Source organism: Emticicia sp. W12TSBA100-4 (assembly GCF_040253585.1).
Classification (GTDB): Bacteria; Bacteroidota; Bacteroidia; order Cytophagales; family Spirosomataceae; genus Emticicia.
The window spans coordinates 145,583-164,585 of the sequence record NZ_JBELAU010000003.1 but is presented as its reverse complement, the minus strand read 5'-3'; the positions used below and the strand labels follow the sequence as shown (position 1 = coordinate 164,585).

11 protein-coding genes are annotated in these 19,003 nt (G+C 36.8%); 6 read left to right on the top strand and 5 right to left on the bottom strand.

The window, feature by feature from the left end; translation table 11 throughout:
* Positions 1–3 precede the first annotated feature (3 nt).
* The 4 genes from ABR854_RS04680 (at position 4) to ABR854_RS04665 (ending at position 4,684) form a co-directional block, all read left to right on the top strand.
* Entirely contained in the window at positions 4–2,112 is a 2,109-nt protein-coding gene (locus ABR854_RS04680; protein ID WP_350264203.1) for an alpha-glucuronidase family glycosyl hydrolase, read from the top strand.
* On the top strand, positions 2,109–2,912 hold the full coding sequence (locus tag ABR854_RS04675) for an SDR family NAD(P)-dependent oxidoreductase (RefSeq protein ID WP_350264202.1): 804 nt from the start codon (positions 2,109–2,111) through the stop codon (positions 2,910–2,912). Before ABR854_RS04680 ends, ABR854_RS04675 begins: the two co-directional genes overlap by 4 nt.
* Positions 2,913–2,943: 31 nt before the next feature.
* Positions 2,944–3,975, top strand: coding sequence for a glycoside hydrolase family 43 protein (locus ABR854_RS04670; RefSeq protein ID WP_350264201.1), 1,032 nt, complete (start codon positions 2,944–2,946; stop codon positions 3,973–3,975).
* 286 nt (positions 3,976–4,261) lie between these two features.
* Positions 4,262–4,684 (top strand): sugar 3,4-ketoisomerase, encoded by a 423-nt coding sequence (locus ABR854_RS04665; protein WP_350264199.1) that lies wholly within the window; start codon positions 4,262–4,264, stop codon positions 4,682–4,684.
* 22 nt (positions 4,685–4,706) lie between these two features.
* Here ABR854_RS04665 and ABR854_RS04660 read toward each other — a convergent pair whose 3' ends face one another.
* From ABR854_RS04660 to ABR854_RS04640, 5 genes are all read right to left on the bottom strand, one after another.
* Complete coding sequence (locus tag ABR854_RS04660) at positions 4,707–6,221, bottom strand: c-type cytochrome domain-containing protein (RefSeq protein ID WP_350264198.1); 1,515 nt, start codon at positions 6,219–6,221, stop codon at positions 4,707–4,709.
* Positions 6,222–6,361: 140 nt separating this feature from the next.
* On the bottom strand, positions 6,362–8,125 hold the full coding sequence (locus tag ABR854_RS04655; RefSeq protein WP_350264197.1) for a RagB/SusD family nutrient uptake outer membrane protein: 1,764 nt from the start codon (positions 8,123–8,125) through the stop codon (positions 6,362–6,364).
* 27 nt (positions 8,126–8,152) lie between these two features.
* Positions 8,153–11,407: a SusC/RagA family TonB-linked outer membrane protein gene (locus ABR854_RS04650; protein ID WP_350264196.1), complete on the bottom strand. Its 3,255-nt coding sequence runs from the start codon at positions 11,405–11,407 to the stop codon at positions 8,153–8,155.
* 233 nt (positions 11,408–11,640) lie between these two features.
* Entirely contained in the window at positions 11,641–13,182 is a 1,542-nt protein-coding gene (locus tag ABR854_RS04645) for a S10 family peptidase (protein ID WP_350264195.1), read from the bottom strand.
* A gap of 81 nt (positions 13,183–13,263) precedes the next feature.
* The gene (locus ABR854_RS04640; protein WP_350264194.1) at positions 13,264–14,580 is read right to left on the bottom strand and encodes a Gfo/Idh/MocA family protein; all 1,317 of its coding nucleotides are present in this window, start codon (positions 14,578–14,580) and stop codon (positions 13,264–13,266) included.
* Between the two features lie 153 nt (positions 14,581–14,733).
* Here ABR854_RS04640 and ABR854_RS04635 point away from each other — a divergent pair, with 153 nt between their 5' ends.
* Positions 14,734–17,487: a DUF1553 domain-containing protein gene (locus ABR854_RS04635; RefSeq protein ID WP_350264193.1), complete on the top strand. Its 2,754-nt coding sequence runs from the start codon at positions 14,734–14,736 to the stop codon at positions 17,485–17,487.
* Positions 17,484–18,959, top strand: a complete 1,476-nt coding sequence (locus ABR854_RS04630; protein ID WP_350264192.1) for a DUF1501 domain-containing protein — start codon at positions 17,484–17,486, stop codon at positions 18,957–18,959. Before ABR854_RS04635 ends, ABR854_RS04630 begins: the two co-directional genes overlap by 4 nt.
* The last annotated feature ends 44 nt before the right edge of the window (positions 18,960–19,003 follow it).

Sequence of the window (19,003 nt, the reverse complement as noted above, 5' to 3'; positions counted from 1 at the left end):
TAGATGAAAAAAACATTTTTATTGATCATATTTTCCCTTTTAACTGTCTTTGCATTTGCCGATGATGGCTCAAGACTTTGGTTGAAATATGATTTAATTAAAGACCAAAAACAAAAACTTTCTTACGCAAAATTCTCAAAATTTATTGCAGGAAACACTGAAAATCCAACCCTTCAAAAAGCTGCCGAAGAATTACAATCAGGCTTTGCTGGACTTTTGGGAACAAAAACAATAATTTCTCCAAAAAACACATCTCTGACAGGGGGAATTATACTTGAAGTATCTAATAATCAATCACTTACTCAATCCTTAAATGAAGATGGATTTGCTATTTTTACCAGAAATGGCAATATCGTAATCTCCTCAAAATCAGCGGTTGGTGTACTTTATGGTGCTTTTGAATTATTGAGAAATATTCAAACTCTCCAACCAATCGGACAAAACATTGTAAGCAATCCCAAAGTAAAAATCAGAATGCTTAATCATTGGGATAATGCCAACGGTACAGTTGAACGTGGCTACGCTGGCTCATCAATGTGGAAATGGAATGAACTGCCATTTAGAATTGACCCAAGGTATATTACTTATGCTCGTGCAAATGCAGCCATTGGTATCAATGCTACCGCAATCAATAATGTTAATGCAAGTTCAAGATTTTTGACGGCAGAATATCTCGAAAAAATCAAAGCCGTTGCCGATGTTCTTCGTCCTTACGGAATTCGAGTTTTTATTTCTGTAAATTTCCGTTCGCCACGCACACTCGGAGGCTTAAAAACCTCTGACCCACTCGACCCAGAAGTAAGAAAATGGTGGAATGAAAAAACTAAAGAAATTCATCAATTTATTCCAGATTTTGGAGGGTATTTAGTGAAAGCTAACTCAGAAGGTGAACCTGGCCCACAAGATTACGGTCGTACTCACGCCGACGGTGCAAATATGTTGGCTGAAGCTATGAAACCTTTTTCAGGAATCGTTATTTGGCGAGCATTTGTTTATAATGCTGACCCAAATGGCGATAGATTCAAAGAAGCATACGAACAATTCAAGCCACTCGATGGCAAATTTGACGAAAAAGTGATTGTGCAAGTAAAAAATGGCCCAATTGACTTCATGCCCCGTGAGCCATTTCACCCAATGTTTGGCGGTTTTTCGAATACTAAATTGGCGATGGAATTTCAGATTACGCAAGAATATTTGGGACAATCGACGCACCTCACCTATTTAGCTCCTATGTTTAAAGAATGCCTCGATACCGATACATACGCCAAAGGAAAAGGCTCAACTGTTGCCAAAGTCATTGATGGAAGTTTATACAATAATCAAGTTTCGTTGATGGCTGGCGTAGCCAATACTGGCTCGGATGTTAACTGGTGTGGACATCCGTTCAATCAAGCCAATTGGTATGCTTTTGGACGTTTAGCTTGGGATAATACGTTAAGCTCAGAGAAAATCGCCAAAGAATGGATCGGTATTACTTTGACAAATGATGAAAAAGCAAAAACTCAAATCAATGAGATAATGCAAAAATCATTACCAACTTATATTAGTTATACTTACCCATTAGGTCTGAGTCACATGATGGGCGAAGGTCATCATTACGGACCAGAACCTTGGCTAACCAAAGCTGCAAGACCCGATTGGACTTCACTTTATTACCACCGAGCCGATTCTATTGGCTTGGGTTTTGACCGAACTGGTAAAGTGAGTAATGCTTTAAATCTCTACTCGAAAGAAGTCCGTGAAATATGGGGGAATCCCGATAAATGCGATTTAAATTATTTAATGTGGTTTCACCATATAGCTTGGAATAAAAAACTCAGCACCGGAAATACGCTTTGGGAAGAGCTTTGTTATCGCTATTATAATGGTGTTGTTGAAGTACAAAAATTACAAAAAGATTGGGTAAATCTGAAACCATATATTGATACCGAAACTTTTGCAAGTGTATCAGCCAGACTCAAAACTCAAGAAAAAGAAGCAATTTGGTGGCGAGATGCCTGTGTTTTATATTTTAAGGATTTCGCAAAAATGCCAATACCGAGTTCACTCACCCCACCAAATAGAAGTTTAGAAGAAGTTAAAAAATTAGTAGAAATTTACCATTTAAGATGACAGAAAGAGCAATTTTCACAGAAGAAAGTAAACACATTTCACATAGTACGGCCTTTGCACTCAACGACAAACTATGCTTAATTACAGGTGGAGGAAGCGGAATTGGCTTCGATATTGCCAAGTGTATGGTATTTTCAGGTGCAAAAGTTGTGATCACAGGAAGAAGAGAAGACCCATTGAAAGAAGCCGTAGCCGAGCTGGGTGAAAATGCTCATTATTTCGTAAACGATGTAACAGATTTATCTTCACTTGAAGGTTTGGTAAATGACATTGAAACGACTCATGGGCCAATTGATATTTTAGTAAATAATGCTGGCGTAAATATGAAACGTCCAGCACTCGAAGTATCAGATGAAGACTTCAATCGCATCATTCAAACCAATTTAAGTGCAGTTTTTGCACTCACTCGTGCTTGTGCGGCAAAGATGTTGGCCCGAAAAAATGGTTCAATCATCATGATTTCGTCAATGGCAGCCTATTATGGAATCGACCGAGTTGTAGCTTATGCAGCATCAAAATCTGGTGTTGAAGGAATGGTAAAAGTTCTGGCTTCCGAATTTTCACCACATAATGTACGAATCAATGCGATTGCTCCTGGTTTTATCGAAACAAGCATGATGAAAACCGCTATGGGCAGTGACCCCGACCGCATGAACCGTGCTTTAAACCGAACCCCAATTGGTAAATTTGGTAAACCTTCTGACATTGGTTGGGCGGCTGTTTTCTTGGCATCAGATGCAGCTCGATATATAACTGGTGTTTCATTACCAGTTGATGGTGGAAATTCAATAGGTTTCTAAATTATTATTTTAAAGTATTCTAACCAGGACAATGAATAAATTATTACCATTATCTACTCTCCTATTATTTTCGATAATAGTTGTTGGCCAAAATAAAACGCCAATTTCAAAACCATTAGTTTCACACATTTTTACTGCAGACCCTTCTGCTCATGTTTTCGATGGAAAAATCTATATTTATCCGTCGCATGATATAGAATCGCCAACGGCAAAAAAAGAAGATGGAGGGATATTTGATATGAAAGATTTTCATGTCTTATCAATGGATTCTCCACAATCACAAGTAAAAGATAATGGCATAGCACTTGATATTCAGGATGTTAAGTGGGCAAATCGACAGATGTGGGCTCCTGATGCTGCTTATAAAAATGGCACTTATTTCTTATATTTCCCGGTAAAAGATAATGAAGATATTTTCAGAATTGGTGTTGCGACAAGTAAAAGTCCAATTGGACCATTTAAAGCTGAGCCTGAACCTATAAAAGGAACATATAGTGTTGACCCTGCTGTTTTTAGAGATTCTGATGGTAATCACTATATGTATTTTGGTGGAATTTGGGGTGGACAGCTTCAAAGTTGGAAGGATAATCAATATCAAGGAAAAATGAGTAATCCTAAAAAAGGAGAAACTGCACGTTTGCCAAGAATTGCCAAGTTATCGGCTGATATGAAAAACCTTGCTGAAGATGCGAAAGAAGTAAAAATTCTTGATGAAAACGGTAATCTTTTCATGGAAGATAATAATGACAAACGTTTTTTTGAGGCCGCTTGGGTGCATAAATATCAAGGAAAATATTATTTCTCCTACTCAACGGGCGATACCCACAATATTTGCTACGCAATCGGAGATAATCCTTATGGTCCTTTTACTTACAAAGGGATTGTTCTAAAACCAGTGTTAGGCTGGACAAATCATCATTCGATAGTAGAATTTCAAGGTAAATGGTATATTTATTATCATGATACTGAAATTTCTGGAAAAACTCATCTAAGAAATATAAAAGTCACAGAATTGAAATATAATACTGATGGGAGTATCAAGACCATTGAAGCTTACAAATAAAAACATTTTACATCGACCCAAATCTGACAACTTTCTAAAATATCGGATTGTGTAGTGAAATTTAAACAAAGCTCAACCGCTTACTAAAGATTTTACAAATAATATTAAAATTATTTTATAAAAAAGAAGAATATTAATAAATAAAAGCATTTTAGTTTTTGATTGTTAAAAATTGAGTTGATTTCTGTTATTTCAGACAGGATTTTATTATGTTTACAATTAAATCAAAATTGAATCAACAAACTAATAGTACCAAAGTATATACGTACTAACTTTAATAGCCACTATGCCTAAAATTTTCACTCTGCCTGTTCACTCAAGTAACAGAGGAGATTTAACAGTTTTTGAAAACATTTTGCCTGGTTCATTAAAGCGTATTTTTTACATAACTAACGCTGATGGTGAAACAAGAGGAGGACATAGACACATAAAGGCTTGGCAAGCTTTGATGTGTTTGCAAGGCTCATGCGATATTTATGTGGAAACTCCTGATAAAAAAATGGTTTTTGGACTGGATGAGCCTAACAAAGTTTTAATACTTGAACCTCAAGATTGGCATACTTTAGAAAACTTTTCTGATAATGCAATTGTTTTAGTCGTTTCTAATGAAAATTATGACCCCGAAGATTATATCTACCCAAGTTATAGTGATAGTTTGAATGAAGAAAAAGCATACCAAATAATCAAAAGTAGCAAAAAAAAGGATTGATGTTCGTCAATCCTTTTTTTTGCTACTTTTGATAAACATCATCACTTTTTTCGTTTACTTTTTGCTTTGACAGCTCTTCCGTTTGCTGTTCGCTTAATCCAATTTCCACCGAAAGCTTTGGCATTTTCTTTTTTAGATTTTCAACGCCGAGCAATGTAACCTTGGTTTTCCAGAGATATATCTTTTTTAAATTTTTTAGGTTAACAAGTGCCAAAGTGCCATTATCAGAAATTGAGGTATTAGTAAGGTTCAAATATTCTAAATTTTGAAGCCCCCCAAGAGAACTCAAGGCATTATCTGTAATCTTTGTGTTTTCGAGGTGTAATCTTGTCAAATTAGTCAATTTTGAAATTTCGCTGCATGACTTATCGGTAATCTGAGTATTCGATAGTTTTAACCATAAAGTCTGTTCAGGCGAAATACTTATCAAGGGCGAGTCATTATCTGAAAACTTGGGGTTATTCAAGAATGTTAATTCAACATAATTATTATCTTTAGATAATGGTAAAATTAAACCTCCTATTTTTTTTATTTTTTCAATATCGGATTGCTTAACTTCGCCAACATTTCTTGACAAAATACTTTCTTCTATCACAAATCTATCTTGCATCACTTGATTAGATACATTTGAAGCATCGCCTCCCATCGAAATTAATATTGGCTTTATTTCATCAGTTTGTATTAATTGAGAGACTTTCTTATCAAAAGAAGCCCCTTGTTGAATCCACCATTTTAAAATAATTAATTCTTGCTCAGTAATTTGGCTTTTGCCTTTTGGTGGCATGTGTTCTTCTTCTGACTCTGGAAGTAAAATACGCTTCAAAAATTCACTTTCCTCTACGTTATTAGCTTTAAAAATTACACCATGTTTTCCACCTTTTTGCAGTAAAGAAATTTCATCCATCCGTAAATTTCCTTTCATTTTACTGGCATTATGGCATTGTTCACACTTTTGTTTGAAAATAGGTTTAACAATATCCTCGTAAACAAAAGCTTCATTGATATTAACTATTTTGTTTTCAACTTGATTCTCATCTATTTTTATTTCTTTTTCTGGTAAATTTATCCATTTCCTTAACGGATTTGGTGTATTTTCGGTCAAATATGTTTCACCATGAGTAAGATTCCCACCATGATGTCCAGTAATTATCATAAGTAAAAATGAAAAACTAAGTAATGGTAAATAGAAGTACTTAGCAAAACTAATTTTTGAAAGAAACCAGTCAGAATGAGTTATCCATAAACCCCAACTAATAATTGCCAATCCTATCCCTTGAGATTGATGTTCTCCTAATATCTCTTCATTGTATCCGCCTTCGAGCGAAAGAAAATACCCCAACAAACAAGCACCTGACGCACTGATAGCAGTTACCAAAAGAGCAATCGTAACAACTTCGGCAGGGATTTGATTTTTTTGAAATTTATTTAAAAGTTCAAATATCACAATTAGGACTAAAAAGCCAATGGGAAGATGCACAGCTAAGGGGTGGAATCTACCAAAGAAAGACATCCACTCTGCAACAGAAGCATAAATCATAGAATGTAAGGTTGAATAGAAAATTGATTATTCAAAAATAAATAAACTTATGAAAGTAAACAATTTAGATAATGGTAGATTAAAAAAATTGCCAAAACACAGCTGTATTTTGGCAATTTTGTAACGAAGCACATCAAAAATTAATAACCTTGATTTTGTTTTAAAGTTGGTTGACCATTTTTCTGACTATTCAAGATTTCGTCATTTGGTAATGGAAAATATGCATTTTTGGCTGTAAAGGTTTTACCTTTTAAGTAGCCACGCTTATTATAAGTTCTGCCAGTTAAATCCTTACCATCGATTGATTCTTCAGCTAAGTATTTATTGAGATACTTCTCAGCAATTCCCCAACGAACTAAATCAAAGAAACGGTGGCCTTCCATAGCAAATTCTAAGCGGTTTTCCATGCGTATTGCATTGCGTGCATAATCTGCTCCTTTAGCTGAAAAAGTACCTTTCGGGTATGGGTTTACTACATAATTGATGGATGCATCTTGTACAGAACCTGTTTTTGCACGAATACGAACCAAATTTACGTAATCTTCGGCAGCTTGTAAATTACCTAATTCAGTTTCACACTCTGCCAACCAAAGAATGACAGAAGACATTTTCAATAAACGGTAGTTATTATTTACGTTACGTTTTGAAGTTGAGTGAGTCGAACTTCCTTCATCGGCCAAATAATACATCCACTTTTTACCTGTATATGGTCCAGAATAGTTTTGATTTCTTATCCAAGCATAGCCAGGCATCGGCCCCCAATCAAGGAAGTTTACTCCACGACGTCCAACTGTCCAGTCGAGACGAGGATCAACAGGGACAGTTTTATCGAGTGTAAATGCTTGGTCTGATTTCAGACCTTGGTCGTTTGGTAAATCAACTTGGTTATATGTATCGGCTGTTCCATCTGGAGCTGAACCAATTAAAGGCAAACCATCTTTATCGGTTTTGAAAGCATTCACAAGGTTTTGTGATGGTAGATAAAATCCGCAACATCCACGACCTGGAGCACCTGCCGAATATGGCCAGTTTAGGTTATCACCAGCATTTCCGTTATTACCATTTGTTCCATCATTTACCGAAAACTGTACTTCAAAAATTGATTCAATATTGTTATTAGTAATGTTACGGTAATTATCATGGTAATTCGGTGCGAGTTTCTTGCCTGAATTTTTGTAAACATCTTCCAATAATGCTTTGGCAGCAGCCCATTTCTTCTGGAAAATCAAAGCTTTTGCCAAATAGGTTTTCGCAGCCCATTTGGTAGCTCTACCCTTTTGTGCTTGTGTAGCAGGTAAATTATCTGCTGCAAACTGAAAATCAGCTTCGATTTTAGGCCAAATATCTTGGTCATTTGGAATTTTTGTAGAGTTAGGGTCTGCCGCATTATATGTTTTATCATCAATATAAGGCACCATATTCCACATTTTTTTTGCCTCAAAATGATAGTGACCACGTAGGAAACGAGATTCTGCAATAACTTGAGTTTTTTCTGCTTCAGTCATATCTTTGACATCAGGACTACCAACCAACTGAATTGCTTCGTTTGCACGTGCAACACCATCATAAGAGTGTTGCCACTTTCCTAAGAAGTATGTGTTATCTGAAAGCCAGTTGAACTGCTCAATATATTCTTGTTCTGGCTGGTCACCGATGTCAGTTCCTTTTACGGCATCACCACTGGTAATTCCTCCAAATACATAGTTTGAGATAGTTGATTGACGGCCAGTATTACCAGCTCCTACACCATCCAAAAGGGAGTAAGCTCCTATTAATACAGAGTTAACGCCATTCTTATTGCTCAGTGATGCCAATGAGGCAGCACCTTGCGGTTGAATATCAAAGAATGATTCCGAACAAGATACGCTTATTCCAATCAAACCTATTATTAATAATTTTTTCATTGTATTTCTTTAAAAATGTTTGTCAAATTAAAATCCAATTCTTACACCAACGTTATAAGATTTTGCAACTGGGAATGCACCTTCGTCAATACCCATGTGTATATCTTGGTTATCATTTCCAGAAGTTCTCAAGTTAATATCTGGGTCAAGACCTTTGTATTTTGTGAAAGTGAAAAGGTTTTGTCCTTGAATATAGATTTGAGCAGTACTCAACTTGATTTTTTGCACCCAAGCTGCTGGAAAATTGTATGTTAATTGAATGTTCTTAATACGCATGTACGAACCATCTTCAACAAAGTAAGATGAAATTTGCTGACTTGTACCATCTTGTGAATTTAAGCGTGGTAATAATGCATCATCTCCTGGTTTTTTCCAAGATTTATATAACATATCAGCCGAACGGTTTCCTTGGAAAGTATTAAAGTCAGTCCAGAATTTTTGATAGTTAAAGATCTCGTTTCCTTGCGAACCCTGTGCAAAAACTGCCAAATCCCAGTTTTTATAGCCTAAATTAATATTTAAACCATAAGTAAAATCAGGATGAGGATTTCCGATGATTGTTTTGTCAGCAGCAGTAATTACGTTATCTCCATTTTGGTCAACAAACTTGAAAACACCTGCTCTTGTATATGAACCAAATTTTGGAGCAGCAGCAGCTTCAGCATCATCTTTGATTACACCATCAATCTGATAACCATAGAAACTTGAAATCGGTAAACCTGCTCTTGTCAATGAAATTGCAGGAAGACGAGTAGTGAAACCGAAGATTGATGCATTAGGGTCATCATTCAATTTTTCTACATTATTTTTATAATGACTTATCATTCCGCTTACTGAGTATCTCAATTGTCCGATTTTATCACGGTATGTAATATTTACATCCACACCTTTATTACTCACTTCACCAATATTTACATAAGGAATTGAACCTGTACCTGCGGTTCTTGGAATTGGCACTTGTGTAAGCATATTAGAGGTAAGACGAGAATATATATCGACAATTACTTCCAATTTGCTTTTTAACATTGTTGCATCAATACCAATGTTAGTTGAGGTATTTGTTTCCCAACGACCATTTGGATTACCAAACTGAGCTAAGTCAAATCCGTTAGCAATCGAATTACCTGAACCTGAAATATCATAAGCATTGTTTAATGGGTCTGGAATATAAAGCGTATAAGCGTTGAATACATTCGGAATCAACTGATTACCCGTTTTACCCCAACCTCCACGAATTTTTAAATCATCTAAGAAAGTAAGTTTCTTCATGAAATCAAACTCAGTCATACGTAAACCAACTGAAAATGCAGGGAATACACCATAACGGAAGGCTTGTGAAAAACGTGAAGAACCATCACGACGCATAGTGAAGTCAGCCAATAAGAAGTCTTTAAATGAATAATTAATCTTACCGAATTGCGAAAACAACGCACTTGGTGTAGCACCTGCTCCAGCATTTGATAGACCAGCAGCCGAACCTAAGTTTAGGTAGCGATACGATTGATCATCAAAAGCAAAATTACTGCGTGAGGCACTAAAGCCTACTGCATAAGTTTGAACTGCCTCTGTTCCGAGTAAAACATTGAAATCGTGATTGCCGATTTTCTTTGAATAATTTAAGGTATTAAACCAAGTAATTGCACGATCAAAATTGTTTGATACTGTTAAACTATTGGCATTACGTGGCTCGGCAGCTTCAATATCACGATTAAAATACTGTGAGAAGTTGAAGTTATTAAATTCAACACCTAAACTTGTACGGAATTTCAAATCTTTTAAGATTCCTAACTCTGCAAAAACATTTCCAAAAATGTGCGTTCCTTTGATAATATTGTCTTTTTCACGCCATTGTCTCGCTAATGGGTTAGGAGCATTTCCGAGGTTTGAGCCACGGCTTCCTGCAAAACCATTTAAATTTGATGTATTTGTTCCACCTAACGCTACTGGCCCACCCGTAATATCAAAAACAGGAATAATTGGTTGAATACGAATCGCAAATGAAATTGGATTACTCTCATTTTGATTTCCGTTTGGCACCCCAACTCTTTCATCATAAGATACTGTAAAGTTCTCACCGAAAGTCAACCGATTTTTAGTGAATTCTGTATTTGCTCTTACCGAATAACGCTTATAGCCAGTGTATTTAAGGATACCATCTTGGTCGAAATAACTTCCTGAGATGGCATACTTGCCATTTTTTGAACCACCCGTTGCACCTAATTGATAATTTGATATTTTGGCTGGTCCGAAAATTACATTTTGCCAGTCTGTACCTTCTTTATTAGCTTTCGTAATATTAAATGCTGTTCTTCCAAGATTTGGGTCAGCAATATCATTAGTATAGGTATAGTTTGCAGGCAATGCACCATATACATTTGGATAAATATAATCTGCTATTGTTTGCTCACCAGTCGGAGAGAATTTATATTGAGCTGAAGGAGAAGTTCCTGGAGTTTTACCAGCACCAATTTCTGATTCGTAATATAATTGTCCGAGTTCTTTTGTATCCAACAAATCAAGTGTTCTACCAACACGTTGTGTACCCGTGTACATATCAAACGTGATTTTAGGTTCGCCAGAAGAGCCTTTTTTTGTTGTGATAATCACAACACCATTTGCCGCACGAGCCCCATAAATTGAAGCAGCAGAAGCATCTTTTAATACCTGCATTGTTTCAATATCATTTGGGTTTATTTGGTTAAGTGAGCCTTGAGTAGGTGTTCCGTCTATAATGTAAAGCGGGCTATTATTATTAATTGAACCAAAACCACGTACACGAACCATCGTTCCGCCTCCAGGTGAGTTATCGTTTCCGACAGTCACACCTGCTGCACGACCTTGCAACATTTGAGTAACGCTTGCTGCTGGTACCGCCGTCAATTCTTTCGCACCAACAACTGTTACTGCACCTGTTATGTCTTTTTTACGTTGGGTTGCATAACCCGTAACAACTACTTCGCTTAATGCTTTTGCATCTGACTGCATAGCGACTTCAATCACTGAACGATTACCCACTACTTCTTCAACAACTAAATAACCGATAGAAGAAATAACAATTGTAGAACCCGATGGGACATCCAACGAAAAAGCACCGTTGGCATCTGAAGATGTACCTTTATTAGTACCCTTTACTTGAATTGTGGCTCCAGGTAAGCCAATGCCACTTTCAGCATCAGTAACTTTCCCTGAGATTTTTTTTTGGGCAAAAACCATTGAGCTTGTGAAAAAAAGTAAAAGCATCAAAGCTCTTACCCGGATAGGAATTGGGTATGAGTGTTTCATAAGTAAATATAAAAGATTAGGTTTAAAATATTAAGTTTCAAATATAAAATATTATATTTTCAATATCTACACTTTATTAAAAAAAAATAAAAACATTAATAAATTCTTCATTTTTAAGTCAGAAAGAGCTTTTATATTAAATTTACTTTAATAAATATTATTTTTTTAGGAAAAAAAAACGGCTATGGTTTGAAACCATAGCCGTTAGCTATCTCAGAAAATGTAATAAAGTTTTAATACTTAGCTGGCTGATTTGGCTTCGGTAGTGACTTTTTGATAAATTCTCGAATATCTTCATTTGAAGTTTGTAAATCTTCTCTACGCAAGTACATCATGTGACCGCTTCTGTAGCCTTTCCATGACATACGGTCTTTGAGTTTACCACTGGGGTCCATTTGCCACATATTATATTGTGCGTTGAAGTAATCACAAGCCCCATCATAATAACCCGATTGCACCATGACGTGCAAATTTGGGTTTTGAGCCATTGCTTGACGAAGGTTTTCTCCCGTGTTATCGCCAGTTCTGTCCCACGGACTTGTTGGTCCAAACATATAATATTTTAGATCGGTTTTATAATTCAAATCATTTCTTAAATAAATATTTATTGCTGGTGTAAACGAATGTAGCCATGAAGTAAGCTCAGAATTGAAATCTGGTTTATCTCCCGATTCTTTTTTATCAATACCTTTATATCTCGAATCAAGACGACCCACAGTAAATCCTTTGTCTCGCAATAATTCTTTCCAAAAAAATTCGAGCGGAATATCTAAATTTTGTTGCAAAATCACTTTTTCAGATAAACCCGAATACCTCGACATTTTAGCGGCAATTTCCTTTCTTTTTGATTCTTCCAAAAAACCACCTTTACTAATTGCTGGTAAAAGTTCATTTACAGTAAAGTTTTCAACTTCGGGAAGCATTTGAGTTAAATCTTTCTTTTGTAAATCGGATGGTAGCATTTTATGATACCACGCAGTTGCCGCAAAATAAGGCAATTTTAATGCTGCACCCGATGCCGCTCCACGCTCAATACCAAGGGTTGTTGGGGAGACTAAAATTACACCATTCAGGTACATCCATTGAGCGTTTTGTAATTGCAAAGCCAATCCAGAAACACGAGTTGTACCATAACTTTCACCAATCAAATATTTTGGCGAAGCCCAACGATTGGTACGAGTCACAAAAGTATTAATCCAATCGGCTAAATACTTAATATCAGCATTTACTCCAAAAAATTTTGAAGTTGGAATATCTTTGCTGGTCGGACGAGAATAGCCAGTATTAACAGGGTTTACGAAAACAATGTCAGCAATATCCAGAATCGAATAAGGATTTTCTTTGATTCCATAAGGTTGAAGTGGATAACCTTCATCGTCAATATTAAGCAAATGTGGACCAGTATAAGCAATGTGCATCCAAACTGAAGCCGACCCTGGGCCTCCATTGAACGAAATAACCAAGGGGCGATTTGCTCTATCCTTAACGTCAGAACGCTCATAATACGTGTAAAATAAACCAGCAATTGCTTTGCCTTCTTCGTCCCAAACTGGCATTGTGCCTGTCACTGCCTGAAATGGCACTTTCTGCCCTTTGATTGTCGTGATGTGTTCAGTCGTTACATACGAATCTGGGTTAAAAGGAATTGTCAAAGAAGATGATTTTTCTTCCTTCGGAGCATTTGTTGAAGCTGGAGTAGATGGTGCTTTTGAAACTTGATTTTGTGAAAAAGCACAAAAACTCAAAAAAACTAAAGGTAAAAATTTAATTTTCATTGGTTGAGGTTTGTTAATTGAAGTAAAAAATGAAGTCACTTTACATTTCTACAAAGCGACTTCCAAATATATTTAATAAATTTAAATTTTAATACCCCATTCTTTATTCATTGGTCGTCCAAGCAGCGAATTTGCTTCTTTATCATCAATAAATACTTCTTTTTGGGGATTCCATTTTAAAGAACGGTTCAGTCTATATGCAATGTTACCAATATTACAAACCGAAGCTGTACGATGCCCAATCTCAACATCACAAATAGGTTTATTTCGATTTCTCATCGCATCTAAGAAATCTTTATAATGATTCTCAGACTTGTAAACGTGTTTTTCGGTTTCTCCAATTATTTTATCTTTTAAGGAAACTGGCGTAGTTTCGATTTTCTTTCGCTGCACTTTTATTTCACCCTCAGTTCCAACAAAATGAATTGCATTATTCCAATCCCATTTTTCGTGGGTCATAGTAATGCCATTTTCATATTTATAGGTAAGAAATTTAATATCTTTTCCATCGGGAGCTAAAACTTCTACTGGGCCACTATCGTCCATATCGAGCGACCACTGCACAATATCAAACATGTGAGCTCCCCAGTCAGTTACCATTCCTCCGCCAAATTCACGGTACAAACGCCAGTTCGGGAACACGTCTTTTGAAGTAGGCGGAGCCAATTCTGAATTAAAAACCACTGGTGCGTTGGGACCAAGCCATTTTGCCCAATCAAGCCCATCTGGCACTTTTTCTTCTGACAAATTATACGCAACTGGTGGTGCTCCAACATTCACTTTGATGCTTTTAACCTGCCCAATGTACCCATTTCTGATTAATTCAGCTGTTTGTCGAAACTCTGGCCATGAACGCTGCATACTACCAGTTTGAAAAACCCTTTTGTGTTTTCGGGCTGCATTTACCATTGCTCGCCCTTCTCGAACAGTTAATGAAAGTGGTTTTTCACAATAAATATCCTTTCCAGCTTCGGCTGCTCGCACTGACATCGCAGCATGCCAATGGTCAGGCGTGGCAATCACAACAGCATCAATGTCTTTTCTGGCTAATAATTCTCTAAAATCTTGATAGACTGGAATTTCAGAATACGCACCTAGTTGAGTGTTTTTGTCATAATATGCCTTGATTCGGTCGAGTGCTAATTGAGTTTTAGCTTGATAAACTTCGCTAATGGCAGCAATTCTTACTTCGTTTGTATTAAGAAAAGATGTAGAGAGTCCTCTGCCCTGTTTTCCTGTTCCAATAAAACCCAATGAGATTATATCGCTTGGTGCTAAAAACCGAGTGCCATTAATTCCACCAAGTACATGGCGAGGAACAATCATAAAACTTCCTAAAGCCAACGATGCTTTGGTCACAAAATCACGGCGTGAGATATTTTTGTTTTCGGTTGACATTTTAATTTAGATTAGGGTTTTTGCTATGTAATCTCAAAGATAACTTTGAGTAGGTCTTATTCTTCAAAATTATTAAAAAATTTTAAAATACTTTTCAAATTAATAATTATATTAGTGCAATTTATCATTGAAATAATACATTTTCAAAAACACATGAATGCTTCATATTTCAAATGGATTTTTATCGCCGCATTACCAATTTCTACAATTTATTATTTCTATAACCGCTGGTCGTCCGATGAAATCAGTTACAATGAAGAAATTCGTCCAATTTTTAATAAAAAATGTATTGTTTGTCACGGTGGCGTGAAGAAAAATGGAAACTTTAGTTTACTCTTTCCTGAAGAAGCCTACGCAAAAGCAAAATCTGGAAAGTTTGCGATTATTCCTTATGATGCCGATAATTCGGAAGTGATGAAACGCATCAAATCGCACGACCCTGAAGAGCGAATGCCAAAAGATAAAGACCCTCTAAGCGATGAAGAAATTAAGAAAATAGAAAAATGGATAAATCAAGGAGCAAAATGGGAAAACCATTGGGCATATTCGCCTCCAAAATCTTCGATTGATGTTCCAAATATTGGCAAAGAATGGGCTAAAAATGAAATTGATAATTTTGTATTTGAAAAATTAAATCAAGAAGGTCTTTCTCCATCAAAAGAAGCCGACCGTCCCACCCTACTACGTCGATTAAGTTTAGATTTGATTGGACTTCCACCAACACTTCAAGAAACAAAAGATTTTGTGAATGATAAATCGCCAAATGCTTACGAAAAACAAGTTGATAGATTATTAAAATCTCCTGCATTCGGCGAGCGTTGGGCTTCCATGTGGCTCGATTTAGCTCGATACGCCGACTCAAAAGGATATGAAAAAGACCTCGACCGCAGTATTTGGAAATACCGAGATTGGGTAATCAAAGCCTTTAACGCAGACATGCCATTCGATCAATTTACGATTCATCAATTGGCGGGTGATTTGCTTCCCAAAACTCCCAACGAAAGCATCGAATCACTCGAAAATCGCTATATTGCTACCGCTTTTCACAGAAATACCATGGCCAATGACGAAGGCGGCACAAACGATGAAGAGTTTAGAAATATGGCCATCATCGACCGAGTTTCTACAACCATGGAAGTTTGGCAAGGTACAACAATGGCATGTGTGCAATGTCACAGCCACCCTTATGACCCTTTTCGTCACGAAGATTTCTATAAACTGGCAGCTTTTTTCAATAATACCCAAGACCGAGATTTGTATAACGAAAAGCCGCATTTCAAGACTTATGCTAAAGACAAAGAACAAGAAGTAATTCGACTTACAAACTGGATAAATACTAAACTTCCTCCTAATTTATCAAGTATTAAAAATTCAGAAAATGTACTTTTAGCAGAAAAAACAAATGATTATTTGAGAAAATTGGGTTTTTATCGCTTTGAAGCTGAATCTTTTGATAGTACAAGTCGGCACATCGAACTTTGGAATAATCAGAAAGAGATTATGCAAACTACCGAGGGGGCATATACTGTTTATGAAGACATTGATTTGACCAATGTAGAATCTGTAAAATATCGCTATCAAAGCGGTGCAGAAAATGCCTTCATTGAAATGCGTCTTGGAAGTTCAGAAGGAGAATTGATAAGCAAAGTTGAAACCAAATGCAGCGAAAAAGAAGTAAATGTGGGTTGGTCGAGATGGAATCAATACACAACTTCTTCGGGTAAAATTAAACCAACCCAAGGCATACATGATATTTATTTGGTGTTCAGAAAAGGCAAAAACTTTTGGACAGATTTAATGCACCTCGATTGGATGGAACTGCAATCAAGCAAAATGCCAATAAGAACTTTACCAAAACCAGTGCAAGATTCGATTGAAAAATTGGCAACTATTGATGCGATTGCAACGCCAATTATGGTCGAACGTCCACAAAATAAAGCTCGTAAAACTCATGTTTTTATTAGAGGTAATTGGATGATAAAAGGCAATGTAGTACAGCCAGATGTTCCAGCAATTTTACCAAACATGAAAAACTACCCTAAAACTCGACTCGGTTTTGCGGAATGGTTGGTAAACAAACAAAACCCACTTACTTCACGAGTAATTGTCAATCGTTTTTGGGAGCAATTATTTGGAACAGGGCTTTTGGAGTCTTTAGAAGATTTTGGCAGTATGGGTTCAAAGCCAACGCACCCAGAACTTCTGGATTGGCTGGCTGTAAAATTTGTAAATAAAGATAATTGGAAAGTAAAAAGTTTGCTCAAAACCATCGTTATGTCGGCCACATACCAGCAATCTTCTTTGATTTCTAAGCAATTAGAGGCGAAAGACCCTCGAAATTTACTTTTGGCTCGTGGCCCGAGAGTTAGACTTTCGTCTGAACAAATTCGAGACCAAGCCTTGGCAATCAGTGGTTTACTCAATCCAACTATGTACGGGCCGAGTGTTCGTCCTCCTAATCCAACTGATGGAGCTTGGCGAAGAGAAAAAAGTGGCAATCAATTTCGAAGAGCCATCTACACGTATTGGAGGCGTACAAATCCCTATCCTTCGATGATTACTTTTGATAGTCCACAAAGAAATGTTTGTGTTTCGAGAAGGGTTCGTACAAATACACCATTACAGGCACTTACTACGCTTAATGATACAGTTTATTATGCAGCGGCTCAAAATATTGCTTTAAAAATGCAGCTTTCACAAGCAAAAACCATTAAAGATAAAATTCGAGCAGGTTATACACATATTTTTCAGAAACAACCAAGTCAATCAAAAACAGCTTTACTCGAAAATCTTTATAATGAAGCTTTGATTGATTTTAGAAAGAAAAAAAGTACAAAAGCTGAACTTTTAGCACTCACAATTACGGCAAATACAATGTTGAATTTAGACGAATTCCTTACAAAATGAACAGAAAAACTATTTTTGAAGAAGCTTTTTTTGAGCAAGCTACATTCAACACTCGCCGTCATTTTCTGAAACAATGCACTTCGGGTTTGGGTGGGATTGCACTTTCTTCGATTCTCGGCGGCTGTTTTCAATCTGAACAAAAAACGGTTGAAGAAAACCCATTTGCAGTAAAACCTCCGCATTTTCCTGCCAAAGCCAAACATATCATATTTCTGCACATGGAGGGAGCTCCATCGCAACTCGAACTTTTTGACTATAAACCCGAACTTGCAAAGCTGGATGGACAACTTTGTCCGCCATCACTTTTAGAGGGTAAGCGTTTTGCGTTTATCAAGGGAACTCCCAAAATGCTCGGTCCGCAAGCAACATTTCAGCAACATGGGCAATCAGGTGCTTGGTTTTCTGACTATTTCAAACATTTACCAGAACTCGCCGATGATTTGACTTTCTTGAAAGCCATGCACACCGATGAGTTTAACCATGCCCCTGCCCAACTTTTCATGCACACAGGAAGTGCAAGAGTTGGTCGGCCAAGTTTGGGTTCATGGATTACTTACGGTTTAGGTTCTGAAAATCAAAATTTACCAGCTTATGTTGTATTGGTGTCGGGTTCTGAGCCAAGTGCAGGCAAATACCTGTGGGGAAATGGCTTTTTGCCTTCAGTTTATCAAGGTGTACAATGCAGGTCAAAAGGCGATCCAGTACTTTACATCAATAATCCAAATACGATTGATACCGAACTCCGCAAAAAATCAATCGAAACTATCAATAAAATCAATGAGTTGACTTACCAAGAAATTGGCGACCCCGAAACACTAACCCGCATTTCGCAGTACGAAATGGCGTTTAGAATGCAAGCCGAAGTACCAGAAACGATGGATATTTCGACCGAACCAGCATACATTCACGAAATGTACGGAACGGAAGTCGGCAAAGCCAGTTTTGCCAATAATTGTTTATTAGCAAGAAAATTAATAGAAAAAGGCGTGCGAGTGGTTCAACTTTTCGACCGAAGATGGGATAATCATGGTACAGATGAAGGTAGTGGCGTTGATATTGGTTTACGCAGAAATGTTGAATACGTTGACAAACCAATTACAGCTCTCATAAAAGACCTCAAACAACGTGGACTTCTTGACGAAACATTGATTGTTTGGGGAGGCGAATTTGGACGAACACCAATGATGGAAAACCGAGCAGGTGATAATAACACCCCACTCAAAGGCCGTGATCACCATGTTGATGCCTTCACAATGTTTATGGCTGGTGCTGGCATCAAAAAGGGTTATTCGCACGGCGAAACCGATGAAATTGGCTATTATGGAGTAAAAGGAAAAACACACATCCACGATTTACAAGCAACCATCATGCACGTTATGGGTTTTGACCATGAACAATTCACGTTTCCTTTTCAAGGGCGAAATTTTAGATTAACCGATGTTTCTGGGAAAGTAATTCGGGAGATTTTATAGTATTATCTAAAAACAACACCTTTCATTCTTGGCAATTTTGTCTT

What these genes read in the sequence shown, in the direction of transcription:
- ABR854_RS04680 (WP_350264203.1), top strand. Translation starts at nt 4, where the DNA reads ATGAAAAAAACATTTTTATTGATCATATTTTCCCTTTTAACTGTCTTT.
- ABR854_RS04675 (WP_350264202.1), top strand. Translation starts at nt 2,109, where the DNA reads ATGACAGAAAGAGCAATTTTCACAGAAGAAAGTAAACACATTTCACAT.
- ABR854_RS04670 (WP_350264201.1), top strand. Translation starts at nt 2,944, where the DNA reads ATGAATAAATTATTACCATTATCTACTCTCCTATTATTTTCGATAATA.
- ABR854_RS04665 (WP_350264199.1), top strand. Translation starts at nt 4,262, where the DNA reads ATGCCTAAAATTTTCACTCTGCCTGTTCACTCAAGTAACAGAGGAGAT.
- ABR854_RS04660 (WP_350264198.1), bottom strand. Translation starts at nt 6,221, where the DNA reads ATGATTTATGCTTCTGTTGCAGAGTGGATGTCTTTCTTTGGTAGATTC.
- ABR854_RS04655 (WP_350264197.1), bottom strand. Translation starts at nt 8,125, where the DNA reads ATGAAAAAATTATTAATAATAGGTTTGATTGGAATAAGCGTATCTTGT.
- ABR854_RS04650 (WP_350264196.1), bottom strand. Translation starts at nt 11,407, where the DNA reads ATGAAACACTCATACCCAATTCCTATCCGGGTAAGAGCTTTGATGCTT.
- ABR854_RS04645 (WP_350264195.1), bottom strand. Translation starts at nt 13,182, where the DNA reads ATGAAAATTAAATTTTTACCTTTAGTTTTTTTGAGTTTTTGTGCTTTT.
- ABR854_RS04640 (WP_350264194.1), bottom strand. Translation starts at nt 14,580, where the DNA reads ATGTCAACCGAAAACAAAAATATCTCACGCCGTGATTTTGTGACCAAA.
- ABR854_RS04635 (WP_350264193.1), top strand. Translation starts at nt 14,734, where the DNA reads ATGAATGCTTCATATTTCAAATGGATTTTTATCGCCGCATTACCAATT.
- ABR854_RS04630 (WP_350264192.1), top strand. Translation starts at nt 17,484, where the DNA reads ATGAACAGAAAAACTATTTTTGAAGAAGCTTTTTTTGAGCAAGCTACA.